Raw genomic sequence first — 26,494 nt, 5'->3', positions numbered from 1 at the left:
TGCCCTGCCCTGTCAGCGCTCCAACCCGAGACTCTGGCGATATTGGCTCGGTGCCATGCCGGTCCATCGCTTGAAGGCACGGGTAAAATTGCTGACTTCGGAAAAACCCAGGGAAAAAGCCGCTTCCGTCACCGACACCGAACTGCGCGACATGAAGGCGAGCGCATTGGTGCGCCGTGTGTGGTCGAGGATTTCCTGAAAACTGGTGTCTCTGGCGGCGAGCTTCAATTGCAAGCCGCGGGTACTGATGTGCAGCCGCTCTGCCACTCGATCCTTGTTCAGTGCACGCGAGGACAATTCGCTACTGACAATGGCCCGGACGCGATTGACGATATCGCCCCGTTCAATGCGCTGAAGGTACTCCATCACCGTACGGTCATGACTCAAGGCAAGCTCCTCGTTGGCCCCCGGGAGCCGCTTGTCCACCAGGTCGAGGTCCATCGCCATCACAATCTCGGGCCGACTGAACTCGACGTCGCATTGGAAGTAGCTGGAAAACACCTGAGCCATGCCTTCAGAGGCAGGTCGGATCAACTCGAGTCTGCTTAAACGGAACCGATTGCCGGAAATGGTCCGCAACAGCGCAAAGATCAACGCGATGTAAGCATCGTGAGTTTCATGGCACACCTGCGCACCCGCTGCGCTCGAAGTGATGAGCAGAAACGTGTTGTTTCGTTCCTCTACGCGGATGTTGGCATTCTGCGAAATGACGCGGTAGAGCGAGCTCAACCGTTGCGCAAAGTCCCGTATGGAAATGCTGGCCAGCAGCGCAAAGCCCATCGCATGCAGATTGGCCGGACGCAAGGTCTCCCCGGCACGCAGGCCGAAACACGGATCCTTTGTGGCCTGTACGGCCGCGGCATACAGTTTTGCGATGGTTTGATTATCGATGCGCAGCATCGGATCGGTGGTCGCAGGCAGCATCACCCCGCAGGAGTGAAAGACCTGATCGGCGCTGGCACCCTGGTTTTCGAGCGCTTCGGCAATCGCGATGGCATAGGCACCAATGATCGATGAACCACTGCTTGGCGTGTTCGGCGCAAAGCCATCTTTCAGCGCCCGCTGCGCGCCAATTACATCGCTGTATTCATTGCTTGTCGTCACGGTATAAACCTCTGATTGTCCAAGTCGGCACCGAGCGATATCGCGTCGACTGACGCGGTCCATTTTAGGCACCGACGCCGGCGGCAATTTTGTTAATGCACGACAAACATTTGTGATTGAATGCCGTTTCAAGCAGCCACGTCATCAAGGAGAAGTGGTATGACGCCATACATGCGCGGCTGGGTACTGCAGGGCTTTGCCAAACTGATCGAGGAACTGGGCGGTGATGTGGTGCGTTACGAAGAACGCTTTCATCTTCCGCTGCATGGTCCTGATCAAAGCGATATGAAGATTCCTGGCGCACCGTTGATCCGCTTGATGGAGGCATGCGCCGAAGACCTGGAATGCCCGGATTTCGGCATTCGTCTCGCTTCAGTACAAGGACGCGCGCCACTCGGCCCGGTCATGCTGGTATTGACCCAGTGCGCAACGGTGGGCGAAGCCATCGGGGCTGCCGCGCGGTTCATCAACTTGCTGAACCCGGCCGTGGAACTGCAAGGCCAGACCATTGCCGGTGGGCTGCGTATGAGCTATCAGCTCAAAGTGCCCAGAGTGGGCATCGCGCGCCAGTTCGAACAATGGTGTCTCATGGCGGGCGTCAATGTTTTTCAGATACTGGCCGGTGCCAATGCCCGGCCGCGAGCGATTTTCTTCACCCATGCCCCCCTGCAAACGAAGGAATTCTATTCCCGTGCCTTCGGTTGTCCGTCGAAGTTCTCGCAAGCTACGTTCGGGCTCGAATTTTCTGCAAGTGACACTGCGCGCCCGATGGACGGCAATGATCCAGAGATGAAGGCGCTCGTCACCGACTATCTGGAGCGGATTGCAGACGCCTCCGGACTCGACCTCGAACATCAGCTGGATGCACTGATTCGTAAACTCCTGCCAACCGGCCGTTGCACACTCGACACCCTCGCCAGCCATTACTTCGTCAGCGTTCGTACCCTGCAGCGGCGCCTGGAAGACCAAGGGCTGGCATTCGAGAAGCAGGTGGACGATATCCGCCGCGAACGAGCGGCGTTGTATCTCAGTGATCCGACGCTGCGAATTTCCCAAGTGGCGTTGTTACTCGGTTATGCCGAGCAAAGCTCACTGTCACACGCCTTCAAGCGCTGGTATGGGATGTCGCCCAGTGTCTGGCGCCGCATCCGTTCGACCTCGCCTCAGGCGCAGTGACATCCAATCACAAATGTTTGTCGTGCATTAACAAACCATTGATGCGGTGCAGTTCCCAAAATAGGGCAGCCAACATCGGCTGGATGACTTCGTCCGCATCAATGGAGAACAATAAGAATGACATTGCCCCAAACGAGCCGTGCAGGAAGTGCTAGACGCAGACTTAAATCGTCCCTCTGCATCGTGCTTGGTTTACTCGCGGCTTCGACGGCAGTTGCCCAGTCCTACAAGACCGATATCCCGCCCTCGATCGTGACACCTGACACCCTCGAGACACGTCTCGGTACCCTGCACTTCACCGACGGTTTCCCGGACGAGGAGACCGTGCAGAAGGTCTACGACAACCTCGACTTCCAGCGCGGCGTGCAGGCGTTTCTCACGACCATTCCTGCAGCGTCGCAAGCGGCGATGCGCAGAGCCATCAGGACGCTCGGTCCGGACAATGGAACAGTGTTCCTCGCCGAGACCCTGCTGGACTCCAGATCACTGTTCCTGACGGGCAACAGCGAGAACGTGTACGCATCGGGCTGGATCGATCTGAAGAACGGGCCGGTCGTGATCGAAAGCCCACCCAATACACTCGGCGTCATCGATGATTTCTGGTATCGCTACGTCACAGATCTCGGTAACGCCGGGCCCGACAAGGGTCAGGGTGGCAAATACCTGTTGCTACCTCCGAACTACGAGGGGGAACTCCCGCAGGGTTACCACGTCTTCAAATCCCCTACTTTCAACAACTGGTTCGTCAGCCGTGGCTTTTTGGTAAACGGTGACACCAAACCTGCGGTCGATGGCTTCAAGAAGCAATTGCGCATCTATCCGTTGGCCCAGGCCGCCAATCCACCGGCGACGACCTTCGTCAACATTTCCGGTAAAACGATCAACACCATCCACTCGATGGACTTCTCGTTCTTCGAAGAGGTCAACGAGGTGGTGCAGGAGGAGCCGAACGCGGCGCAAGATCCTGAGACACTCGGATTGCTCGCCGCCATCGGCATCGAAAAAGGCAAGCCATTCGCGCCCGACGCGCGGATGAAAAAGATCCTCACCGAAGCGGCAGCGGTCGGCAGCGCCACGGCACGGGCGAACGCCTATAGAGCCCGATCGACGGATGCATATTTCTACCCGAACAGCGCGTGGCGCAGGCTTTTCTCCGGCGCCGATTATCAATTCCAGCGCGACGGCATCCGCCAGCTCGACGCGCGCTCCTTCTTCTTCTTCTATGCCACAGTCAATACGCCCGCACTGGTGAAGAAGATGGTCGGCGTCGGTTCGCAATACGCGGCGGCATTCGTCGATGCCAAGGGTCAGCCACTCGACGGGGCCAAGAATTACCGGCTGCACCTGCCGCCGAACATTCCGGCGAAGAATTTCTGGTCCGTCGTGCTCTACGACAATCAGACGCGCTCGATGCTGCAGACCGACCAGCAGTTCCCGAGCATCGGCAGCCAGCGCAAAGGCATCGTGATCAACCCCGATACCTCGGCCGACCTGTATTTCGGTCCCAAGCCGCCACCCGGCAAGGAAAGCAACTGGGTGCAGACCCTCCCTGGCAAAGGCTGGAACACCCTCTTCCGTCTCTATGGCCCGCTCGATGCCTGGTTCGACAAGACCTGGCAACCGGGTGAAATCGAAGAGATCAAGTAAGCCTTTGACGCGGACAATGTAAGGAATCAATACATGAACATCAGACTTGCAACCCTCATGCTGCTCGGTGCATCCACGGTGTCGTCGGCATTCGCCCAGACCTACAAAACGGACATCCCGCCTTCGATCGTGACACCCAATAGCCTCGAGACGCGGCTCGGCCCCCTCAGGTTCAACGACGGTTTCCCGGACGAGGCGACGGTACAGAAGGTCTACGATAACCTCGACTTCCAGCGCGGCGTGCAGGCATTCCTTACGGCCATGCCCGCGGCTTCGCTGTCCGCGATACGCAAGGGCATCACCCAGTTCGGACCGGCCAACCAGACCGTTGCGCTGTTCGAGAACCTGATGGACGCCAAGTCGCTGTTCCTGACGGGCAACAGCGAAAACATCTACGGCTGGGCCTGGATTGACCTCAAGGACGGACCGATCGTCATCGAAAGCCCACCCAACACGCTCAGCATCATCGACGACTTCTGGTTCCGTTACGTCGGCGACCTCGGCAACGCCGGACCCGACAAAGGCAAGGGCGGCAAGTACCTGTTGCTGCCGCCGGGATACGACGGCCCTGTGCCAGAAGGCTATTTCGTATTCAGGTCACCGACTCTCGGTAACATATTCATCACCCGGGCATTTCAGCTCAATGGCGACCCGAAACCTGGCGTCGAGAACATCAAGCAGCACCTGCGCATCTATCCACTGGCGCAGGCCACCACCACCCCGCCGCCGACGAACTTCGTCAATGTCTCCGGCAAGGCGTTCAATACCATCCATGCCCTGGACATCACCTTCTTTGACGAGGTCAACGAAGTGGTGCAGGAGGAATCGAATGCGGCGATGGACCCGGAAACGCTCGGTGTGTTGGCCGCTATCGGCATCGAGAAAGGCAAACCGTTCGCGCCTGACGAGCGGATGAAAAAGATCCTCACCGAGGCCGCAGCCGTCGGCAGCGCCACAGCACGCACGCTCACCTTCCGCTCGCGCATCAAGGATTCGTATTTCTACCCGAACAGCGCCTGGGGTACACCCTTCGTCGGTGGCAGCCATCGCTACGAGCGTGACGGCGTGCGCTTGCTCGATCCACGCACGTACTTCTACTTCTACGCCACCGCCAACACGCCTGCGATGATCGCCAAAATGGTGGGCGTTGGGTCGCAGTACGCAACCGCATTCGTGGACGCCAACCAGCAGCCCTTCGATGGAGCCAAGACCTACCGGCTGCACCTGCCGCCCAATATCCCGGCGAAGAACTTCTGGTCGGTCGTGCTCTACGACAATCAGACTCGCTCAATGCTGCAGACCGACCAGCAGTTCCCGAGTATCGGCAGCGAGAGGAAAGGCATCGTGCTCAACCCCGATACATCGGTGGACCTGTATTTCGGCCCCAAAGCGCCGCCCGGCAAGGAAAGCAACTGGGTTCAAACCACGCCGGGCAAAGGCTGGAACACCGTGCTGCGTCTCTACGGGCCACTTGAGCCGTGGTTCAACAAGACTTGGCGGCCAGGCGAGATCGAGGAAGTGAAGCCGTAACTCCATCGTGCCGACTCCGGCCTGTCGAGCCATTTCAAATCAGGGGCGCAGAGACAAGCGCTGTGCCCGATTCGATAAGCCGGGGTTTTCGTTACGGGATTACTCTCAATCAATCGGTTGGAACAATAACAAGAGGAATTATCGATGTTCGATCTGGAGAAAATTGTCGAGCCTGTTCTGGGTCTTTGCGGTCTGGAAAGCGATCTGACAGAAGAAGAGCGGGCCATTCAGGAAGTGGCGCACGGCTTCGCCAAGAACGTCATGCGCCCGATTGGCGCTGAGCTGGACAAAATGACTGCCGAAGAAGTGGTTGCGCCGGGCTCTCCCCTGTTCGATTACATGCGTCAGGTGCACGAATCGGGCCTGCTCGATCTGGGTGCACTGGCGGCAATGGACAGTCAGCAGAAATCGCGCATCATGCCGATCATCTTTGAAGAGCTTGGCTGGGGTGATTCGGGCCTGGCCATCGCCACACTGGCCTCCTCGTTCCCGGCGTATGCAGCGCACAACAGCGGCAACCCTGAAATCATCGAGCGATTCGGTTCACTCCCTGGCTGCTGGCTCGCGACCCAGCCCGACCGTGGCAGCGACATCGTCGACATCGACGCCGACCTGGTCCAGCGTGGCAACAAGCAGTCGCGCGGCAATCTTTACGCGCGGGTCGTTGGTGACGAAGTGATCATTCAAGGCCAGTCCTCGGCATGGGTGTCGTATGCGCCGCTGGCCCAGACAGCGCTGGCCTACATTCCTTGCGACTACGGCGATGGCCTGGAAAATGGCGCTGGCCTGAATCACATCGCCATTCTCATTCCGCTAGATCTGCCAGGTGTCTCGAAAGGCAAACCGCTGGAAAAACTCGGTCAGCGCGCCCTGCCCCAGGGTGAGATCTATTTCAATGAAGTCCGTGTGCCCCGCAAATATGCCCTCGCCGAAGGTGAAGCGGCCATCACCAGCTTCTTTGGTGCCTTGACGTTCGGCAACATGGAAATGGCGGCGACCTTCACCGGCGTAGCGCGCGCAGCCTTTGAGCATGCACTGGCGTATGTGCACGAGCGCAAACAAGGCGGCACACCGATCATCAACCATCAGAGCGTGCAGCTGCGCACCTTCGACCTGTGGCAAAAAGTCGAGCTTTCGCGCGCTATTGCGCATCGCGTGTTCGCCTACAACTACAGCGAAAAGGGCCCTCATCTGCTGGCCTCGATTACCAGCAAGACCTATGTCACCGAAACCGCGTTCCAGGTGGCCAGCGAAGCGCTGCAACTGTTCGGCGGCAATGGCCTGACCAAGGAATACCCGATCGAGAAGCTCATGCGCGACGCCCGGGCATCGATGATCGAGGATGGCGAAACCAACGTCCTCAAGCTCAAGGGCATGCGCTGGCTGAGCCGCGCCTACCAACGCGCCAATTGATTCCCCCACCGACCCCGTCCACCCCATTCCCGGGCTGCCAGATGTGCAGCCCGAGGATAACGCTGTGTCGAAAAAGCCAGTCGTTGTGGAAACCACGTTTTATGGAGTGCATTTGCCATGCGGATCATCGATCACTTCGATAACGCAGTACGTTTTTACCCGAACAATCGGGCCTTCGTCGACGTTGGCAACGATGCCAGCGCAGTGACCTATGCCCAAGCGGCACCCGTGACGCAAGCCATTGCCGGCGCAATCGCCCACAACGGATTTAGCGCCGGTGGTCATGTCGGTATTCTCGCGCCCAATTGCACTGTGGCATTCCTAGCGCTGCTGGGCGTGTTCCGCGCACGGTGTGTCTGGCTGCCGGTCAATCCGCGCAATACGGTGTCAGCCAATGCGGACCTATTCAATGACTTTGAAGGCGAATTGCTGCTGTTCCATAGCACCTACGCCACTGAGGCGGCGCAACTGAAAGAACGCTGCCCTGGCCTTCGCGAGCTTGTTTGCATCGACGGCGATTGCGGTGTGGGGACGTCTCTGGCGGCGTGGTCGCAAGGTGCGCCGGCGAACTTTACCCCCGCCGTGGGAACCGGCAGCCTGGACGATACCTTTGCCTTGTACCCCACCGGTGGCACGACCGGAAAGTCGAAGGGCGTGATGATTACCCATCGCAACATCCACACCTTCTTCAGCAACTTCTACGCGCACTTCGATTATCACGACAGCACCTGCCATCTGGTGGTAGCGCCGATGACCCATACCGCCGGCCTCACCGGCTGCCTGCACTTCGCGCGCGGCGGAACCAACGCGATCATGGCCGGCGCGGGCCCTGAAGCGGTGGCCGACGCGATCGAACACTACAAGGTCACCCACCTTTTCCTGCCGCCGACCGTGCTGTACATGCTGCTGGCGTTGCCCGACATCCGCCAGCGCGACTATAGCTCGCTGAAGCATTTCCTGGTCGGCGCTGCGCCGACGTCGCTGGAAAAACTCAAGGAAGCCGTGCAGGTGTTCGGCCCGGTCATGTCCGAGGCGTTCGGCCAGTCCGAAGCACCGGCGGCGATTACCGCCAAGGCGCCTTGGGACTACATCGGCGCGGACGGCACGATCAATGAAACACGCCTGCAATCCATTGGCCGGCCGTGTGTACTCAATACCGTCGCCATCCTGAATGACGAAGGTGAGGAAGTGGCGCGCGGTGCCGCGGGGGAAATCTGCATCCGCGGCGATCTGGTGACGCCGGGCTACTTCAAGAATCCGCAGGCGACTGCTGAAGTCCGTCAGCAGGGCTGGCACCACACAGGCGACGTTGGGGTCATGGCAGAGGACGGCTACATCACGATTGTCGATCGTATGAAGGACATGATCATCACCGGCGGATTCAACGTTTATCCGAACGAGATCGAACAGGTACTTACGACCCATGATGCTGTTCAGGATTGCTCTGTAATCGGCATTCCTGACGATAAATGGGGCGAAGCGGTGAAGGCGATCGTCCAGCTCAAGCCTGGCCGGAGCTGCACGGGAGATGACCTGATAGCGCTGGTCAAGGAACGGCTGGGGAGTGTCAAGACACCGAAGAGTGTCGATTTCATCGAGCAGCTACCGCGTAGCCCGGCGGGCAAGGTACTGAAAACCGAACTGCGTAAAGCGTATTGGGAAGGCAAGACCAGGGCTGTGCACTGAGTACTCCCCCGTCTATGCCCGCTCACTTCAGCAACGACAACGGCATTGCGAGCAATCATGAAACTCGAACAGAAATACCCGGCAAAACGCGCCTTCGTGACGGGCGCCGCCAGCGGTTTTGGTCTGGCCATCTGCATGCACCTCGCAAGCAGAGGCTGGAAACTGCTGATCGCTGACATCAACGCAAAAAGACTGGAGCAGGCTGAGGCGCAGCTGCGCCAACACGGCGCCGAGACCTTCAGCATGGTGTTGGACGTCACCCGACAAGAGGCGTTGCAGGACGCAGCCAACACCGTCAAGCAACTGTGGGGCGGCGTCGACCTGGTGTTCAACAACGCCGGCATTGCGTCTGCCGGGTTGATCGACGACCTGCCCCTGGAAGAGTGGGAAAAAGTCATCAATGTCGACCTGTGGAGCGTGATTTACGGCTGCCGGGCCTTCGTGCCTTTGCTCAAGAATCAGGGCGGCGGCTGCATCATCAATACCGCCTCGAGCGCCGGGACGTTGTCCGGGCCTGAAATGTCGCCCTACAACGTGGCCAAGGCTGGCGTCGTGTCGCTGTCGGAGACCCTCAAGTCCGAACTCAGCGGCTTTGGTATCGGCGTGACAGTCGTGTGCCCGACCGTGTTCGCGACGTCCCTGGGCGACTCGCTCACCAGCGAACGCGCCATGGAAAAACGCCTGCTGGCCCAACTAAAAAAATCCCGATTCACCTCCCAACACATTGTCGACGATGTGTTTCGCGCACTGGAAAAGGGTCGCCTCTACGTCATGACTCAGCCCGACGCCAGATGGGCCTGGAGACTCAAGCGCTGGATGCCGGAAAGCTATTTCCGTCTGATTGCCTACCTGTACCGCAACCGCAAGTGGCTTTACGCCGAGCAGTAGGAAACCGACCGATTGATGAAAAACGGTGACATTAGTGCGTACCCGTGGAGTGCAGACAATGCAACGTATCCGGCTACTGCCGTTCCTGATCGCATTCATGGGTTGCGCAAATGCCCAGGACAAACCCAACGTCGTCGTCATGCTCGCCGACAACGTCGGTTATGGTGACCTTGGCGCCTATGGTGCGGGAGAGGTTCGGGGTATGCCGACCCCGCGCATCGACCAGTTGGCCAGCGAAGGCGTGCGCTTTACCCAGTTCCTCGTAGAGCCCGGTTGCACGCCCTCCCGCGCCGCGCTGCAAACTGGACGTTATTCACCACGTTCAGGCCTTGGCAGCATCATCGTCGCGGGTACGCCCAATACGCTCCAGGCCAATGAAGTGACACTGGGGGAACTGTTCAAAAGCCAGGGCTATGCGACGAGTTACATTGGCAAGTGGCATCTTGGCGCGAGCGAGCAAAGCTGGCCGACCCGCCAGGGTTTTGACCAGTACCGGGTCGGGGTAGTTGAATCCAGCGACAGCACACTGTATCGCGGTGGCATGCAGCGCAGCGGACTCCCTGAGGCAGTTATCGCGGCGTCCGAGCCTGGTATCTGGGAGTCCGGGCCCAATGGTGATCTGAAGAAAGTCCGCCCTTATACGATCGATTACCGCCGCCAGGTGGAGGCAGATATTGCTGATTCGGCGGTGGAATACATTCAGCGCCAGGCCAAAGCGTCTGAGCCGTTCCTGCTCTTCGTCGGCTGGACGAATACCCACTACCCGTCCCTCGTCGCCCCCGAGTTTGACGGCAAGTCGCGGATTGGTCCCTATGGTGACGCGATCATGGAGCTCGATCACCGCACCGGCCAGGTATTGGACGCCATCAAGACCGCCGGTGTCGAAGACAACACCATCGTGATCTGGCTGTCCGACAATGGCGCTGCACCGACTGAGGGGCCGGCAGAGTTTCGCGGTGGCTCGAACGGCCCGTTCCGTGGCGAGCTCGGCGATGCACTGGAAGGGTCACTGCGTGTACCGGCCATGATCAAGTGGCCAGGCAGGATCGCGCCACGGACGAGCAACGCGATGGTGTCCATCCACGATATCTTTCCGACATTGGCGAAGATCATTGGCGCAGCGATTCCCGCAGATCGGCCAATCGACGGCGTCGACCAAAGCGATCTCGTTCTCGGCAAGCAGACCGCGTCAAAGCGTGAAAGCCTGATCACCTTCCTCGGTGACGAGATCGTTGCCGTGCGTTGGCGGCAGTTCCGCATCTATCCGAAACAGTTCATCAGCTCGGCTGGCAATCCAGCCATGGCCGGCATTGGTGGCTACCGCGCCGAACTGACCGGTTATCCATCGATCTTCAATATAGAGCAGGACCCCCGCGAAGAGCTCAATACTGTCGCGGTGAACGCCTGGACCCTGGCTCCTTATATGAAGTTGATCGGCGAATACCGGAAGTCACTCGAGCAATATCCAAATCCCAAGGCTGTCAATTTGACGAAATTCGGAGGGTGATGTGCGTGTAGAAATCGTCATAGGTGTGCTGCTCCCGATCTATCTCGGGAGCCAGCAACTCTTGATGTGAATCCGCTCGATCACTCCTGCGCCAAGCGATAGTCACGAAACTGCTCGCGCAACTTCATTTTTTGCAGTTTGCCCGTTGCCGTATGTGGCAGTGCCTCGACATAGGCGACGTCGTCCGGTAGCCACCACTTCGCTACGCGGGTTTCCAGGTATTCCAGCAGTTCTTCCTTGCTGGCTTTCTTGCCGGGTTTGATCACCACGATCAGCAGCGGTCGCTCCTGCCATTTGGCATGGGGAATACCGATAACGGCCGCCTCGGCCACCGCTGGGTGACCGACGGCGGCGTTCTCCAGGTCGATCGAGGAAATCCACTCGCCACCGGACTTGATGACATCCTTGGCGCGGTCGGTGATCTGCATGTAGCCATCGGCATCAATGGTGGCGATATCACCGGTGTCGAACCAGCCGGCCTCATCGAGGATGCTTCCGCCCTCGCCCCGGAAATACTGGTTGGCGATCCACGGCCCCTTGACCAGCAGATGGCCGGAGGCCTTGCCGTCACGGGACAGCTCGGCGCCCTCCTCGTCGACGATCTTCATGGACACGCCGAACAGTGCCCGACCCTGTTTGGCCTGCAGGTCAAGCCGTTCGGCCAGCGAAGCATCGCGGTGTCTGGGCAGCGGGTTGCATACGGTACCCAGTGGCGACATCTCGGTCATGCCCCAGGCATGCAGCACCCGTGCATCGAAACGAGTTTCGAACGTCTCGACCAAGGTCCTCGGTGCTGCGGCCCCGCCAACTACCACCCGGTTCAGGCACAGGTCCACCGCGGGGTCCAGGCCACGGGTTTCGACGTGTTGCTGCAACATCATCCACACCGTCGGCACGCCAAGCGCCAGTGTCACCTGTTCGGTACGCATCAGTTCATAGAGGCTCTCGCCGTCCAGCGCCGGTCCTGGCAGCACCAGCCTGGCGCCGCACATGGCTGCCGCGTAGGGCATGCCCCAGGCATTGACGTGGAACATCGGCACCACGAGCAACGCCGAGTCCGCCGACGACAGGCCAAAGCCCTCCGAGGTGCACAGCCCCAGGGAATGCAGAATCGAGGAACGGTGCGAAAACAGCACCCCTTTCGGATTGCCGGTGGTGCCCGAGGTGTAGCACATCGAGGAGGCCGCCCTTTCATCGAGCACAGGCCAGTCGAAGTCACTGCTCTGGCCGTCAATCAAGTCCTCGTAACACAGTAGGTTGGGCACCTCGATGTCCGGCATCCGGTTGCGATCCGTCAGGGCGATGAAGGCTTTGACGGTCTTCATCCGTGGCGCGAGCTGTTCTACCAGCGCGGCGAACGACAGTTCGAAGAACAGGTACTGGTCTTCGGCGTGGTTGGCGATGAATTCGATTTGTTCAGGGAACAGCCGCGGGTTGATGGTATGCAGGACCGCACCCATTCCCGACACACCGAAATACAGCTCCATGTGCCGGTAACCGTTCCAGGCCAGGGTGCCGATCCGCTCGCCGGGCTGCACCTCCAGCGCGGTCAGGGCATTGGCCAGTTGTTTGGCACGCCGTCCGATGTCGGCATAGGTGCAGTGGTGCAACGGCCCTTCGACCGTGCGCGAGGCAATTTCGCTTCGTGGATGCGCGGTGAGCGCGTGTTCGAGAACCGATGAAATCAGTAGCGGTTGGTCTTGCATCAAGCCCAGCATCGTTTCGTGCTCCCTTCAGATTCTTGTGTAAGTGCGCCGATTACTGGCTGTCCGTCAGATCTTGCTTCAACACACCTTGTGGGCCGAACAGTGCAAGTTGGCCATCGTCGAGCGGCGCGAGTGCGGCGAGGTTCTGCCGGTCGGCGCGGACCTGTGCCTGGAAGTGCTGCAAGCCCTGATCGGCGACAGCCACCAGCCCGCCATTGCCCACCAGCGCTAGGCGACCGTCGCTGAGTTGGCCGACCGCCGTGATGGCTTCCTGGCTGCCGCTGTCGCTGGTTTGCCAGGTATCGCCCTGATCCTCGCTGACTAGCACTCGTCCGCTCATGCCCACCACCACAACGCGGCCGTCGCGCAGGCTCGCACCTCCCCACAACGAGCCGCTGACGCCGGTATCCAGGGTTTCCCAGGTCCTGCCATTGTCGGGAGACCGGTAGGCGCTGCCGCCCTCGCCGGCAATGAACAGGTGGCCATTGCGCCCGGCAAAAATCTGGTTGAGGTGGTAATCGTCGCCGTCGCTGCTCACGCTCAGGCGCATCCAACTGCGACCGCCATCGCGGGTTTCACTGGCGTAGCCGTAGGCGCCGACGACAATGCCGTGCCGAGGGTTTTCGAACCACACCGACAGCAGCACCGGCTTGCCTTCCAGAGGTGGTTGCAACGCCCAGGTTTCACCGCCGTCGTCGGTGCGCAGCAACACCCCGCCATGCCCCACGGCCCAGCCGTTTTGCCCATCGGCGAAACTCAACGCCGTCAACAGCCCATCCACCGGGACGGTCTTGGCCTGGTGCCACTGTTTGCCATCGCTAGAGAGCACCACTACACCGTGGTCGCCGACGGCGACCAAGCCCGTGCCAACCTTAGTAACCGCCACCAATGGCGCCTGTTGTACTTGGGCCAGGCGCATGGCCGATAGCTCGGCGCCATGGCTATGGAGCACCTGACCTGCCAGGCCGAACAACGCAGCAATGGCTAGCAGGCGCGGCAGCGAAATCGTTTTTTTCGACATTTCACATCCCTCGATCAATGCGCAATCAGAGGCGCACGGACAGGCCCCCGCCGCGGAATCAGCACGTCCAGCATCACCGCGATGGCCGGGAGTAGCGTGATCGCCATCAACATGTTGAACATGAACATGAAGGTCAGCAGTAGCCCCATGTCGGCCTGAAACTTCAAGGCCGAGAACGACCAGGTCGCCACGCCGATGGACAATGTGATCGCAGTGAAAATGGTCGCCACGCCGACCTCGCGCAGGGCTAGCTTGAACGCCGTGACGATGTTCTGTCCTTCGCCCAGGTGCAGTTGCAGGCGGTTATAGATGTAGAACGCGTAATCCACGCCAATGCCCACCGCCAGCACCATCACCGGCAACGTGGCAACGGTCAGACCGATGTCCAGCGACTTCATGAACCAATAGCCGAGGAAGGTCGCCACGGTCAGCGGTGCGCAGCAGGCAACCATGGCCCGCCAGTCGCGGTAGACCAGAAACACCAGCAGCACGATGGTCAGGTACACATAAAGCATCATCGGCAACTCGGAGGTTTCGACGATTTCGTTGGTGGCTGCCTGCACCCCGGCGTTGCCACTGGCCAGACGCACGGTGATGCCGTTCATGGGGTGTTCCGTCCGATACTGCTGCACCGCCGCGACCACGGTTTTCAGGGTGCTTGCCTTGTGATCAGCCAGGTACAGGTTGATCGGCAGTACCGTGCAATCGGCGTTGTAAAGGCGCAACACTTCGGGCACCTGGCGCACCGCCTCACCGATGCTCAGTTCATCGACCGGCAGCGCTGCCCATTTTGGATTGCCCTCGTTGACGCCCGAGGCTGAGAGCTTGGTCAGTGCCGGCAACGATTGCGCCGACAACACGCCCGGCACGTTGGCCAGGAACCAGGTCAGTCGATCGGCGTAAGCCATTACTTCATGCTGGTAGCAACCGTTTTTCGGCGTTTCGACCACCACGGTAAACAGGTCCAGCCCCAGACCAAAATGGCCGACCACGCTTTCCACGTCCAGGTTATAGCGCGAGTCGCTTCGCAGCTCGGGCGCGCCCGGCAGCACGTGGCCGACATGTCGACCCTGGCTCTGCCAAACGGCAATACCGAGCAGCACCAGGCACAATACCGAGCCGATCGCCGCATTGCGGGTTTCAGCCAGCCGCCCCAGTTTGCTCATCAAGCCATCGCGCCAGGCTTGCAGGCGTTTGACCCGGTTGACGTAGGCCTGATCGAAATGGAAGAAACTGGCTAGCACCGGCAACATGATCAGATTGGTGACGATCTTGTAGGCGACCCCGACCGAGGCGGTAATCGCCAGTTCGCGAATCATCGGAATCGGCACCAGCACCAAGGTGGCAAAACCAACGAAGGCGGTAATCAACGCCAATGTGCCAGGGATCAGCAAACCGCTGAAACTGCGGCGGGCGGCGGTCATCGCATCGGCGCCGTTGCACACTTCCTTGGAGATGAAGTTGACCTGCTGCACGCCATGAGACACACCGATGGCGAATACCAAAAACGGCACCAGAATCGCCAGCGGATCAAGGCCGAAGCCGAGCAACGTGATGGTGCCGAACTGCCAGACCACCGACACCAGCGAACAGCACAGGGGCAGGAAAGTCAGCACCCAGGAGCGGGTGTACCAATACACGGCGGCCAGGGTCAGCAGGAAGGCCAGCGCGAAGAAGCCCATGACGCTGGTTGCGCCGGCGCCAATGTCCCCCATTTGCTTGGCAAAACCGATGATTTGCACGTCATAGGCGCTGTCGGCATATTGGGCGCGGACATCGTCTTCCAGGCGTTTGCTGAACTCCAGGTAGTCCAGGCGTTTACCCGTCTGCGGGTCCGGGTCGGCGAGTTCGGCCACCACCATGGCGCCGGAGTAGTCGTTGGCCACCAGACTGCCGACAAAGCCACCCACGATGGTGCGATCACGGATGCCGACAATCGCCTGTTCGTTAAGAGTGCCCACGGTGACGTCACCGCCGATCACGTCTTCGGCCTTCATGCCCTCTTCGGTGATCTGTACCGCGCGGGTATTGGGCGTCCACAGCGAGGTGACCGTGCGCCGGTCGATGCCCGGCATAAAGAACAGCGTCTGGGTCAGGTCGTAGAGCCGGGTCATGGCCTGCGTGTTCCAGATGTCACCGTTTTTGGCGTGCAACACGACGATGACGCGGTTGGCACCGAACAGCACATCCCGGTACTTGTTGAAGGTTTGAATGAATTCGTGCTGCTGTGGCAGCTGCTTGTCAAAACCGGCCGACATGCGAAGTTGCGAGGCGAAACCGGCCATGACCAGCGTGACCAGGGCCAGCACCGCCAGGGTCGACAGACGACGCCGAAAAAAGAACCGCTCGAGACCGAGCACTAGAGAAGCCAGCATGGTGAGCCTTCCTGAAAAACGCGGATGAGCTCCCCTCAGCCCGTGGCCGAGGGAAGGCACGACATCAGAACGAGTAGGAAATGTTGCCGCTCAAGAAATCACGGTCAGCCATCAGGTTGTTATCCCCGCCCCCCCAGTACTGCACCCATTGCAAACCACCTTTCCAGCGGTCGCGGTAGTTGAACAGCAATGAACTGGTCAACGACTTGCGACCTTCTACGAACGGTAAAGCGTTTGGCGAGGTGCCGTTGACGTCGTGAGTGAAGTCCAGCTGCGGCGTGACCGTAATCCCGGTGCCGAACACATTCGGGTAGTTGATGCCGAACTCGGTGACATAACCCCATGAAGTTCTGTCCGGCAGCGAATAGTCGGGCAGGAAGTAAGGCGTCTGACCCGAGGTATCCAGGTCCGGATAATGGGTAATCACCGCTTCGGTCAGCAGGAAGCCGTCGGAAGCGCCCAGGCTGGTCGGGATAAACCCGAGTGGGTCGTTAGCCGAAAAGGTGTAGATGGCATTCACGTGGGCCTGCCATTTCTTCTCTTCGACGAAGCCTTTGCTGGTCCCGGTGTCGTACACGCTGAATTTGTTGAATTCACCGGTGAACGCCCGGCCAAAGGGCACCGTGGGGTCGATGCCGACGCTGTCATTCGGGCGGTAGGACAACTCCGCACCCACGGCCACCGGGCCGACCATGGTATTGAGCGACAGGCCGTACAGGTTCTTGTCTTCGCCGTAATTCCAGAAGTAGTTGTCGATCAGCAACGCATCCGGATTGGACGTCGCGGTGTAACCCACGAACGGCAGCTTGTCGTGATAGCGCTCGTAGAAGAAACCGAACTCGGTCGCGATTTCCTCCACCGTCCAACGCAGGGCAAGACCATATTGGCCACTGTTCTTGGCCGAGCGCTCACCGGCATAGGGAACCGCCAGTCCATTGGCAACCAGCGTGGCGTCGTCCAGGCCGCTGATCAACGGCTCGCCGCAACGACCGGTAGGTGTCAGCGAGGCACAGGTCCCCGCGCCGAGAAGACCATCGACCGTACTGGTCGAGTAGTAGATCGGCCGGTTGCCCTCACCCACCACATCTGAGTTGGAATAATAGGTGCCCACCGGGTCTATGCCATACGCGTTCCACTTGAACTGGTAGTAGGTCTCAAGGTTCAGGTTGTCCGTCAGCCCCAAGTTAAACGAGGCCATCGGTGCCGGGATGAAAACCTCCTTCAATTGGGTGCCGGGCGTATGGTATTTCGTCAGATTGAGGGCGTTGATCTGGTTGATGCCGCCTGTGACGAAAATCTCTTCGCCCCAGCTGATGACCTGGTTACCGACCTTGACTTTGGCCGGCATCTCGCCCAGGTCGAAACTCTTGGCCACCCAAAGGTCGAGCAGGTCGACGCGTTCGGTGGCTTCGCGGTCGGCATTGTCATCGAGCTCGGTGCGCCGGGTGTTGTCCATCTTGAAGTCTTTCGACCAACTGACCCGACCCAGGGCGCTCCAGCCATCGCCGAACTTCAGGCTCAGCTCGTGAGTACCCTTCAACACTTCGGAGAAGACATCGTGCTTGTTGTAGTTCAGATCACCGTCGTCGGAGTTGGTGTAATTGATGTCGGCATTGGCGTAACCGTTGCCTCTGCTCAGGTTGTAGAACTCCCCCAACCCGGTACTGCTGCCATCGTTGCAGCCACCGCTGTCATCACCGAGCAAATGGCAATCAGGCGATTGCAGGCGCGAGGCGAAGCCGTATGACAGTGTGGAGTCGAAACTGCCGGAAATGCCGTCCTCGGAGCCAAAGCGCATGGCATGACTGGCATCCATCCACATCAGGCTCGAGGCGGCCATTACTACCAGAGTCAGACTATTTTTAGCGCGCGCGAAGCCCGGCGCGGCTTGGGCCGCGCCTTTTTTATTGTTGTGCATAGCTCTACCTTTACGCGGAGTTATTGCTGCTTAACGTTCGCCGCTGCGGCGCAGTTCGTTGGAGTTGAACAGTTTGTCGCTGACCCGGCCTTCGAGGCCCGCGGTCAGGTCGAGCACCTCGCCCTCCTGGGTAAAACCGTCAGCGATGTAGCGCCGTGCGACGAGGTCGTAGCTGACGTACTCGAAGCCCGTGCAGGACTGGGTCTGCGGGTTGGCCCAGAGACTGCCTTCCTGCACGCGCCAGAGATTGCCCTTGGCGTCGTACATGTCCACGTGCAACAGCGCCCAGCTGTCTTCGTCGACGAAGAACACGCGCTTGGCAAATGAGTGACGTTTATCGGCCTTCACCGTGGCTTCCACCACCCAGACCCGGTGCTGCTCATAACGTTGGGCATCGCGATTGAGGTAGTCCTGGCCCATCAGGTTCTCGTACGTGTTGCTCTTGTCGACCAGCTTGTAGGAGTTGTAAGGCACCATCATTTCCTTCTTGCCGATCAGCTTGAAGTCATAACGGTCCATCGCCCCGGTAAACATGTTGATCTGGTCGACGAAGTACAGGCTGTCAGTGCCGGCAATCGGATTGTCGTAAGCGAAGGACGGCGCTCGGCGTACGCGGCGTTGGCCGGGGAAGTAGATCCAGGAGTCCTGCGGCTTGTCGAGGTAGCCGTGGACCAGATACATCTCGCCGGCCCGCGATGGCGGTGTCAGCACGTCGTAAAGCATCTTGGCTTCATAGTCGCCGGCATCGACCGGACTTTTCACAGCCGCATCGTTGTAGGGGTAATACTCGCTGGCCCACTGTTTGAGCTCGGACAATTCACCGCTCTTCTCGCGCAGCAACATCGACACCTGGGCTCGACGACCCTTGGCCATGTAGCGCAGCTTGTAGTTCCACATCACCTCGATGCCACTCTGCGGCACTGGGAACGGAATCGCAGCGCCGGCCGCTTGCTCCAGGTTCCAGCCGTCGCTGCCGATCTTGCTCTGCGCCGCGAACGCTTTGGTGCGTTGGGCAATCTCCGTCGGGAAGGTGCAGCTGCGGTGCGTCGGGTAGACGTCCAGGCGGTAGCCCGGATAGGCCTTGATCAGCTCCACCTGGCCGGGAGGCAACTGTGCCTGATACTGCGCGAGGTTCTTGCCATTGATGGAGTACAGCGGTTTGTCGGCGCCATAAGGGTCGCCGTGGCCAGGTTTCCAGCCCGCCGGAGCCTGGGTGAGTCCGCCGTTCCAGGCCGGAATGCTGCCGTTGGCATTACCGGCTTTTTCTGCTCCGAACGGTGTCAGATCGTTGCCCAACCGGGCGAGATCGGCCAAGGTCGCTGCCTGGGCGCCGCCAGTACTGAACAGTGCCACCAAGGCGCTGCACAGCAGGGACTTCTTGAAATGAAAACTCATGATCACTCTCCCATTGTAATTGTTGTGCAGGAGCGCCCGGCGCATGACGCCGGGGCGAAACGTGGATCAGGCGCAGGCCTGCCTGCCGGCAACCTGACTGGCGCACCAGCCAAAGCCCAGGGCTGACCCCAGGTAGACGGCGGCCAGACCCCAGCCAAGCGGGTTCATCGAACCCGTCATGACCGCGTGAACAATGATGCCGGCACACACAAGATCGGAGCCGATCATCAACAGCGAGTCGCGCCGGGGCAGGTCTTCGAGACTGCTGATAAACCAAAAGCCCAGACCGACAGCCAGATACGTAGCGCCGAGGAGTCGGCCAAGGAGCATGCCGTCGGCCCCCAGTGGCATGCCCACCCAGCGGAAGATCAGGCTTGGGTCGATCAGCAGTAGTGTCGCGACAGCTACGGTTAGCAGGCACTTGGGTTTGGTGTAGATCGTGATGCTCATGAGTGGGGTCCTTGTTGACTGAGGAAGCATGTGAGCGCCTGACGATCCACTGCCTGTCGCAGACCGCCAAAGGCCATGGCAGTACCGGGCAGAAACGTCATGGGGCCACTGAGGAACGCGTCGAGCTTTTCCGTATTCCAGGTGAAGCCGGCCTGCTCCAGCGTCGGCGTATAGGTGAAGCCTGGGGCTGAACCTGCCTTGCGACCGAATACACCGCCGAGCTTTGGCCCGACCTTGTGTTCGGCAAGTGAATGGCAGGTTGTGCAACGGGTTTCGAAGAGCTTCTGGCCGGCAGCCAGGTCGCAGGCTTCAGCGGCCTGCGCGGGCAGATTGATCAACCCCAGCAGCCCGAGTGCGACACACAGATGATGGGCGTAACGACCAATCATCCCAGCATCTCCTTGGTCCGCTGGGCCGCCTTGCCGCCGGCGGCGATTGCTCCGTCGATGCAACCGCGCCAGCCCTCGCCGTGGTCGCCCTGGCCGAAGAAAATGCGGCCGCGGTCCTTCTGGAAGTGCGCGTAATACTTCTCGAACCAATCCGGTTTGTAGCTGGCGTAGGTGCCGAGGCTGTAAGGGTCGAGTGTCCATTCATAGCCGTGGGTACTCTCGACCTGGATGCCTGGGAAGAGCGGTTCCAGAATTGATTGGACGGCCTTGATGTCAAAGATATCGACCTTGCTTGGATCGTTGCCGAAGGCGACGAAGAGGGTGTAGTCGTCACTCACGTAGTGCGCCATCACCAGGTTGACCGGGTAGTTGGAGTCGGCCATGGCGGTGACCTTCGCCAGCTTGGTAAACCCGCCCCTGGCCTTGATGTAGAACTTGATGCCCTTGCCGCTGTGCTTCTGCTTGCCAGCCTCGATCAGTGCAGGGTCCAATGCCGGGGAGAATTCCAGGTTTGGCAGTACGTTCATTGGCAACGCGATGATGACGCTGGCAGCGACGATTTTTTCGCCTTTTTGGGTGGTCACCACCGTGTGGTCACCCTTATCCTCGATTTTTTTGACCGGGGTCGACAGGCGCACTTCCGGCTTGCCGTCTTCGATCATTTTGTTGATCAGACCGACGGTGCCGTCCTTGAGCTTGTAACGCACGACAGCGTCGTTGAAACCCTGCAGGTTCCAGCCAGAGAGCGCCCAATAGCGCAGCATGTCGACGTAGGACGCCTGGTCCAGTGGGGCATGCGCTGTCGCGCCGACAAAGCTGTCGATCGCCACCCGCTGCACTGGGTTGAGCGTGAGTTCATCCAGCCGTTGTTGTGCTGTCCGCTTATCTCGGCGGGTGATTTCGTTCCAAGTATATTGAGCGTCGTAAGGGCGGTCCCAGACCTGGCGTGCCTCGGCGTAGAAGCTATCCAGTGCTTCGTAAAGCGGCAGCAATTGCTCGCCACTCAGCGTGTGGGTCGTGTCGCCGACCCTGACCACGTACTCTTCTTTGTCCAGCACCGCGCCACTGACCGGAGTTTCCAGTACCTCTAGGCCGTAGCGCTCTTTTTCGGCCCAGACGAAGGGCTGCGCCTGGTGAATCCAGGTGCCACCCATCTCGACTTTGTGGCCGTCGAACTCGGAGGTGAAGGTACGCCCGCCCAAGCGGCTGCGTGCCTCCAGCAGCAAAGTCTTGTAGCCGTTCTTGCGACTGTCCCGAGCCGCGGTGACACCGGCGAAGCCGCCGCCGATCACCACTACGTCATAGTCGCAACCCACTGTCTTGCATTTATCACCGGATGCCGCCGTGGCTTGAGTCATAACCCCTGCCCCTGCGACAGCCACCGCGCCTACTCCGGCACCGTGCAAAAACTTGCGACGGCTGACACCCTTTGCGCCGTTCTCATGCTCTGCCATTAGCCCACACCTCTTTTTTTGTTATGGGTGGCGGGCATGCAGCGCAGCTAAAAAGCCCCGACCGAGCCAGACGACGCCAGCCGGGACAGGTCATGCCCACCTGGAACAGAAGCTAACAGTGGAGGTGCGCAAGGGCTTGCCAGCGTGCGTCAGAGCCGTTGACATCTGACGTCAGCTGCAAAAAAAATTACACGAGGTTGGCCTTGGTTTGCAGGCGATATTGCTGAGGAGAGACTTGAGTCCAGCGACGAAAAGCTCGGCTGAATGAACTGCATTCGGCGTAACCAAGCAGCAAGGCGACTTCAGTCAGGCTGTAATGGTCCTGTGCCACATAGGTTTCGGCCAGTGAACGGCGCACGTCTTCGACCAGCAGCCTGAATTCCACTTGGTGCTCAGCCAGACGCCGTTGCAGTGTGCGCGGTCCCAGGCCCATGCTCTGCGCCACCATTTCCAGGCTGGCCCCGCCGCTGCTCAGGCTGCTGGCGATATGACGCCCCAGTTCGGCGATCAGATCGCCAACGGGTGCCCTGATCTGCCGCTGCTGTTCGAGGAAGGGTTCCAGTGCCTGGAACAGGCGTGGATCGGCGGTGCGTACCGGCATCTCCAACAATTCAATCGGGAAATAAAGGCGGTTGTCCGGCTGCTTGAAATGTAACGGGCACGCAAGCACGTCTCGATGTAACGACCAATCGGTCGGTCTTTCATGCTCGAAGTCGGCCCGCTGCGGCGTCAATCGCGGATTCTCGGTGATCTCCCGCAGAAGGCTGAGGAAGAAGCCAATGGTGAATTCGGAGTCCTGGCGGCGCCGCGTGATGGTCGGATCGGTGCACTGGTAAGACAGGATGACCTGCCCCCCGTCGATTTCGAAATCCACCCGAATAGCATGAGCAAACACCACGGCAAAATGACTCATGCAACGCAGCGCCAGGAGCATGGTCGGCGCACTGCGTATCGTTTGACCATAGGCGCCAAGGGCGGTGCTGACAGTCTGAATGCCGATGCGCAGGCCGATCGACGCATCCACTCTGCGCCCGAGGATCTCCCAGAGCTCGACATAATTCGCGGCGGGAATCTCCACATCGGGGGTATGCAAAATGCGCTCTTCCAGGCCGGCCTCGGCCAGGAACGGGGCGAACAGTTGTGCATTCACGCGAAAGAAGCTCTCGGCGAAGATGGTCTGGGCACTGGGTCTGGACATGCTGGACAACGCCGAATGAAGCCCTGTTCCGGGCAGGTAGTTCTTATAGGGCTCACGGTCCCTGTCTCGATGACATGGCCGAATCTGAAACCATCCTAAAGGTCGTGAAACATTTTGCAAATATTCTTCGATCGGGGCATCCAACTGGAATTTTAGCCAGTCCTATCCCCCCCACCAAGGGGGGGGAAGTCGTTTTCAACCCGAATAAAGTCAAGACACAACAGTACGTTCCATCACTCAGCGCTTTAGAGCAGGTGAACCGATGAAAATAACAATAATGCTGTGCGTCGTTGCATCACTGATAGCGATGGTGGCTGTCATCTCTACTCGACTTGACGAAGTCTCGCTGGAGTCGCTACGCCAGACCCGAAATGATTGCCAGGCGGTGAATCCCTACGCCTGTCTCAAGCCATCGGTGAATTTTGCCTCGCTGCATTGATCGTGCTCCGAGTGCCGAATTCCAGGTTATGCACAGCTGTGCATTGAATGCCCCGGTCAGCAGCGAAGACACCCCCTACCTTTATCAACTCTTGCGTCGCTCGCTGACGGATGCCGGACTGGCGACCTATTCAGCCAAGAATTTTTACATTCGCACACGACCCTTGGCGGTGAATCAGGCACCCATCTGTGCCCCGGACGCGGAACCCTTGAAAAAAGACGGCTCCTATCCCTCCGGCCACAGCGCCATCGGCTGGGTATGGGCACTGATCCTGTCCGAGATAGCACCTGAGCGTACCGATGTCCTTCTGGCACGAGGTTTTTCCTATGGACAGAGCCGGGTGATTTGCAATGTGCACTGGCAAAGCGATGTCGACGCGGGGCGAATTATCGGCGCCGCCGCAGTCGCTCCTCTGCACGCTGATCCTGTATTCCTCGCCGATGCGGGAACTCGCAGCGGTATGTGCGAAAGGTCTGAAACAGGCACGTGTCTGCCAGACAGAGACACAGAAACTCGCCACTCACCCTTAGTGGTGCCCCTCCCTACCACAGGAAACTTTCCTATGAACAACGCAACAATGGCCATCGTCGGTGACGAAGCAGCCGTTACGCCCGCCAAAGTCGGCTGGACCTTCATCCGCTGGGGCCTTGGCCTGTTCATCACCGGATTTGCAGTCGGTTTCATCCCGATCCTGCACTACATGGTCGGCGCTCAACAGGGCGATGTCGGCCCGGTGTTCCTCAAGAACGTCACGCTGTGGTGGGGTTGCCCGGCCGTCCTGGCCGAGATGACGCTCAAAACTGGCAGCCTCGGCATGATCGCTATCGGGTTGTGCTATCTGGCCGCGATCCGCCAAGACTCGGCGCACAGCGTTTGCGGCCTTGAACGCTTTGCAGCCAAACTTTGCGCATACGGCCTGATCGCCGAACTGGTGACTGCCGGCGTGGGTTTTTATGTCGGCAACAAGATCTGGCCAAACTTCTATTTCGAACCGGTACAGACTGGAAAGAACCTGTGGCTCGCTGCGCAGGGACTCAGCATCCTCGTCTATTTCGTCGGCATTTGTTATGCGGTCGCTGGCGTGCGTAGAGCGGCGGCGCAACGGTGATGACAAATTATCTGCGCAAGTGGTTCTGGCAAAACAGACGTTGGCAGGCCATTGCCTGGGTCTGCGGCATCACATCCACGGCATACTGGGTCTATTCAGGCATGCCGATGATTTGCCACTGAGTGCGAGTCAACCAAGCCAGAACCAAAAAGCCCGGCAGCGCATCGCATGCCGGGCTTCTTTTTTGCTGCATTTAAAGTTACGCGGTAAAGCAGGAAATACGTCAGCTCATCAGCGCATCCATGCGCACCTAAATATCCGTAGTGGCAGAAAAAAAGCTCTTGCACGCTTTTTCTGATTTCACATCCCAGACCACAGTTGCTCCCTTGCGAATAAACCAGCTACGTCCATCGCCACCCTCATAGGTGACACTATCGCCTGATTCATCGGTTATCTCGATTTGACTTTCAATTAACGTTGCCAGCTCGCTAAAGGGATAAGTGAAACGGAAACGGCCTTTCGTGACTTCAAAAAGACCTGTAGTGAGTGGAGCCTCTCCCCCACCAAGATCCACGCGGGCCGATGTAAACGAGTTCATCATCTTTGTTTGCGGATGAATAGGTGATCATGGATGCTCCTTCTTCTCTGGCAAAACTTCAATTGTCGGCAAGGGGTAGCGCAACTCTCCGATCATGTCATCCAGAGAGCCACGCGGATGGCACGTGCTTTCCATGGTCAGCCATTTGAGGATGGCTGACTCGTGACGAACCATCGACTTGGCGATGTCGCGATCCTCTTCGGGGCAAATGCGCGCGATCTGTTCAAAGCGCGACAGGAAGTTCTCAACAACAGGTTTAATGCCGCCAGCAAATTCCTGGAGGTTAGCGGCTGACTGATAGGCGCTGACAATGGCTCCAACATCACTCAGGTCGATGTTCTCGCTCAGAGGTACACCGTACTTGAACAAGAAGGGCCGCAAGCGCGCTTTTGTTTCGGTTTCAAGTTGCAGCAAAGTACCAAAGTGGTATTGATCGCGTTCGCTTTTCGCCACCTCGATCAGCGCGAGCGCAAGGGCTTCACCAAATATCTCGCTCTCATGCAGTTCGCGAATCCACGCAGGATATTCCACAGCCGTCATACAGTTACTCCACTGTTTGTCTTGTTTTAATGTGCGCGTCGGAGCAGGAAATGTGACAAGGCAGGAATTAACACCAACGCCCCGATCATGTTCCAGATGAACATGAACGTGAGCAGGATGCCCATGTCGGCCTGGAATTTGATCGGCGACCAGGCCCAGGTGATGACGCCTGCCGCCAGCGTGATGCCGACCAGCGCCACCACTTTGCCGGTGAACGCGACGGAGTTTTTGTAGGCTTCGGTCAACGACAGACCAGCACGTTGTTGGGCCAACTGGACGCTAAGCAGGTACAGCGCGTAATCGACACCGATGCCGACGCCCAAGGCGATTACTGGCAGGGTCGCGACCTTCACGCCCATGCCGAGCCAGACCATCAATGCTTCGCAGAGAATCGAGGTCAGCATCAACGGCACCACCGCCACCACCACCGCGCGCCAGCTGCGGAAGGTGATGAAACACAGCACGATTACCGCGCCGTACACGTAGAACAGCATGGTCCGGTTGGCGTCGCGCACGACGATGTTGGTTGCCGCTTCGATCCCGGCGCTACCCGCGGCGAGCATGAACTGGCGATCGTCGTTGCTGTGTTCGCGGGCGAACTGGTCGGCCACTTTCACCACGTGATCGAGGGTTTCGGCCTTGTGGTCCGAGAGGTAGGCGATCACCGGCATCATCGAGCAGTCGCTGTTGAACAGTTCCGGGTTGTTCACCGAGGCCTGCTGCGCGCCGTAATTGAGCACATTCTGATTACGGGCGATGGTCAGCATTTTCGGGTTGCCCTCATAGGAACCCGCCGTGATCTGCCGCACCGCATTGACCAGCGAAACGGTGGTCTGCACGCCCGGTTGTTGTTGCAGCAACCAGCCGAGGCGGTCGGCTTCCACCAGGGTTTCGTACTTCAGGCAACCTTCGCTGGCGGTTTTAACCATGACCGCGAACTGATCGCTGGACAGCGAGTAATTGGCGGTGATGTAGGCGTTGTCGCGGTTGTAGCGCGAGTCGGCACGCAGTT

The 26,494-nt window shown here is 59.2% G+C and carries 21 protein-coding genes and 1 pseudogene; 9 read left to right on the top strand and 13 right to left on the bottom strand.

Annotation, left to right across the window (positions count from 1 at the left end; all coding sequences use genetic code 11):
• Window positions 1-12: 12 nt before the first annotated feature.
• Entirely contained in the window at window positions 13-1,167 is a 1,155-nt protein-coding gene (locus EAH78_RS20465; protein ID WP_140669145.1) for an AraC family transcriptional regulator, read from the bottom strand.
• A 96-nt stretch (window positions 1,168-1,263) separates the two neighbouring features.
• Between EAH78_RS20465 and EAH78_RS20460 the strand changes: the two genes are divergently transcribed.
• From EAH78_RS20460 to EAH78_RS20430, 7 genes are all read left to right on the top strand, one after another.
• Window positions 1,264-2,280, top strand: coding sequence for an AraC family transcriptional regulator (locus tag EAH78_RS20460; RefSeq protein ID WP_161599699.1), 1,017 nt, complete (start codon window positions 1,264-1,266; stop codon window positions 2,278-2,280).
• Between the two features lie 117 nt (window positions 2,281-2,397).
• Window positions 2,398-3,927: a DUF1254 domain-containing protein gene (locus EAH78_RS20455; RefSeq protein ID WP_140669143.1), complete on the top strand. Its 1,530-nt coding sequence runs from the start codon at window positions 2,398-2,400 to the stop codon at window positions 3,925-3,927.
• Between the two features lie 33 nt (window positions 3,928-3,960).
• Window positions 3,961-5,457: a DUF1254 domain-containing protein gene (locus EAH78_RS20450; RefSeq protein WP_140669142.1), complete on the top strand. Its 1,497-nt coding sequence runs from the start codon at window positions 3,961-3,963 to the stop codon at window positions 5,455-5,457.
• 144 nt (window positions 5,458-5,601) lie between these two features.
• On the top strand, window positions 5,602-6,870 hold the full coding sequence (locus EAH78_RS20445; RefSeq protein WP_140669141.1) for an acyl-CoA dehydrogenase family protein: 1,269 nt from the start codon (window positions 5,602-5,604) through the stop codon (window positions 6,868-6,870).
• 117 nt (window positions 6,871-6,987) lie between these two features.
• On the top strand, window positions 6,988-8,556 hold the full coding sequence (locus EAH78_RS20440) for an AMP-binding protein (protein WP_140669140.1): 1,569 nt from the start codon (window positions 6,988-6,990) through the stop codon (window positions 8,554-8,556).
• Window positions 8,557-8,613: 57 nt separating this feature from the next.
• The gene (locus tag EAH78_RS20435) at window positions 8,614-9,444 is read left to right on the top strand and encodes an SDR family NAD(P)-dependent oxidoreductase (RefSeq protein WP_140669139.1); all 831 of its coding nucleotides are present in this window, start codon (window positions 8,614-8,616) and stop codon (window positions 9,442-9,444) included.
• Window positions 9,445-9,502: 58 nt separating this feature from the next.
• Entirely contained in the window at window positions 9,503-10,951 is a 1,449-nt protein-coding gene (locus tag EAH78_RS20430; RefSeq protein ID WP_140669138.1) for an arylsulfatase, read from the top strand.
• Window positions 10,952-11,031: 80 nt separating this feature from the next.
• On the opposite strand, the gene EAH78_RS20425 is transcribed toward EAH78_RS20430, so the two are convergent.
• The 9 genes from EAH78_RS20425 to qhpR form a co-directional block, all read right to left on the bottom strand.
• Window positions 11,032-12,669: a 3-(methylthio)propionyl-CoA ligase gene (locus EAH78_RS20425; protein ID WP_140669137.1), complete on the bottom strand. Its 1,638-nt coding sequence runs from the start codon at window positions 12,667-12,669 to the stop codon at window positions 11,032-11,034.
• 40 nt (window positions 12,670-12,709) lie between these two features.
• Window positions 12,710-13,678, bottom strand: coding sequence for a WD40/YVTN/BNR-like repeat-containing protein (locus EAH78_RS20420; RefSeq protein WP_140669136.1), 969 nt, complete (start codon window positions 13,676-13,678; stop codon window positions 12,710-12,712).
• A 14-nt stretch (window positions 13,679-13,692) separates the two neighbouring features.
• Entirely contained in the window at window positions 13,693-16,053 is a 2,361-nt protein-coding gene (locus EAH78_RS20415; protein ID WP_140669135.1) for an efflux RND transporter permease subunit, read from the bottom strand.
• Between the two features lie 64 nt (window positions 16,054-16,117).
• Window positions 16,118-17,971: a DUF1302 domain-containing protein gene (locus tag EAH78_RS20410; RefSeq protein ID WP_140669134.1), complete on the bottom strand. Its 1,854-nt coding sequence runs from the start codon at window positions 17,969-17,971 to the stop codon at window positions 16,118-16,120.
• 30 nt (window positions 17,972-18,001) lie between these two features.
• Window positions 18,002-19,366 carry a DUF1329 domain-containing protein gene (locus EAH78_RS20405; RefSeq protein ID WP_140669133.1) on the bottom strand — a complete coding sequence of 455 codons (1,365 nt, stop codon included), beginning with the start codon at window positions 19,364-19,366 and terminating at the stop codon, window positions 18,002-18,004.
• Between the two features lie 66 nt (window positions 19,367-19,432).
• The gene (locus EAH78_RS20400) at window positions 19,433-19,816 is read right to left on the bottom strand and encodes a hypothetical protein (RefSeq protein WP_140669132.1); all 384 of its coding nucleotides are present in this window, start codon (window positions 19,814-19,816) and stop codon (window positions 19,433-19,435) included.
• On the bottom strand, window positions 19,813-20,205 hold the full coding sequence (locus tag EAH78_RS20395; RefSeq protein ID WP_140669131.1) for a c-type cytochrome: 393 nt from the start codon (window positions 20,203-20,205) through the stop codon (window positions 19,813-19,815). Before EAH78_RS20395 ends, EAH78_RS20400 begins: the two co-directional genes overlap by 4 nt.
• Window positions 20,202-21,563: a flavin monoamine oxidase family protein gene (locus EAH78_RS20390; RefSeq protein WP_240051914.1), complete on the bottom strand. Its 1,362-nt coding sequence runs from the start codon at window positions 21,561-21,563 to the stop codon at window positions 20,202-20,204. Before EAH78_RS20390 ends, EAH78_RS20395 begins: the two co-directional genes overlap by 4 nt.
• Before the next feature lie 283 nt (window positions 21,564-21,846).
• Window positions 21,847-22,857 carry an AraC-like transcriptional regulator QhpR gene (gene qhpR, locus EAH78_RS20385; protein ID WP_140669129.1) on the bottom strand — a complete coding sequence of 337 codons (1,011 nt, stop codon included), beginning with the start codon at window positions 22,855-22,857 and terminating at the stop codon, window positions 21,847-21,849.
• A gap of 467 nt (window positions 22,858-23,324) precedes the next feature.
• On the opposite strand from qhpR, the pseudogene EAH78_RS32820 reads away from it, so the two are divergent.
• Window positions 23,325-23,645 (top strand): annotated as a pseudogene (locus EAH78_RS32820) (phosphatase PAP2 family protein); the annotation flags it as partial.
• Window positions 23,646-23,858: 213 nt separating this feature from the next.
• Window positions 23,859-24,404, top strand: a complete 546-nt coding sequence (locus EAH78_RS32815; protein ID WP_140669128.1) for a hypothetical protein — start codon at window positions 23,859-23,861, stop codon at window positions 24,402-24,404.
• Between the two features lie 250 nt (window positions 24,405-24,654).
• Here the strand turns inward: EAH78_RS32815 and EAH78_RS20370 are convergent, their stop codons facing one another.
• From EAH78_RS20370 to EAH78_RS20360, 3 genes are all read right to left on the bottom strand, one after another.
• Complete coding sequence (locus EAH78_RS20370; RefSeq protein ID WP_140669127.1) at window positions 24,655-24,945, bottom strand: cupin domain-containing protein; 291 nt, start codon at window positions 24,943-24,945, stop codon at window positions 24,655-24,657.
• A 24-nt stretch (window positions 24,946-24,969) separates the two neighbouring features.
• Complete coding sequence (locus EAH78_RS20365; RefSeq protein ID WP_140669126.1) at window positions 24,970-25,482, bottom strand: hypothetical protein; 513 nt, start codon at window positions 25,480-25,482, stop codon at window positions 24,970-24,972.
• A gap of 26 nt (window positions 25,483-25,508) precedes the next feature.
• Window positions 25,509-26,494, bottom strand: a 986-nt coding sequence (locus EAH78_RS20360; protein WP_140669125.1) for an efflux RND transporter permease subunit, incomplete at its 5' end; no start/stop codon positions are given.

It is taken from the genome of Pseudomonas arsenicoxydans, assembly GCF_006438915.1.
In the GTDB taxonomy this organism is placed as follows: Bacteria; Pseudomonadota; Gammaproteobacteria; order Pseudomonadales; family Pseudomonadaceae; genus Aquipseudomonas; species Aquipseudomonas arsenicoxydans_A.
The sequence above is the reverse complement of the archived record's forward strand: the minus strand, read 5'-3'. Positions and strand labels throughout refer to the sequence as shown.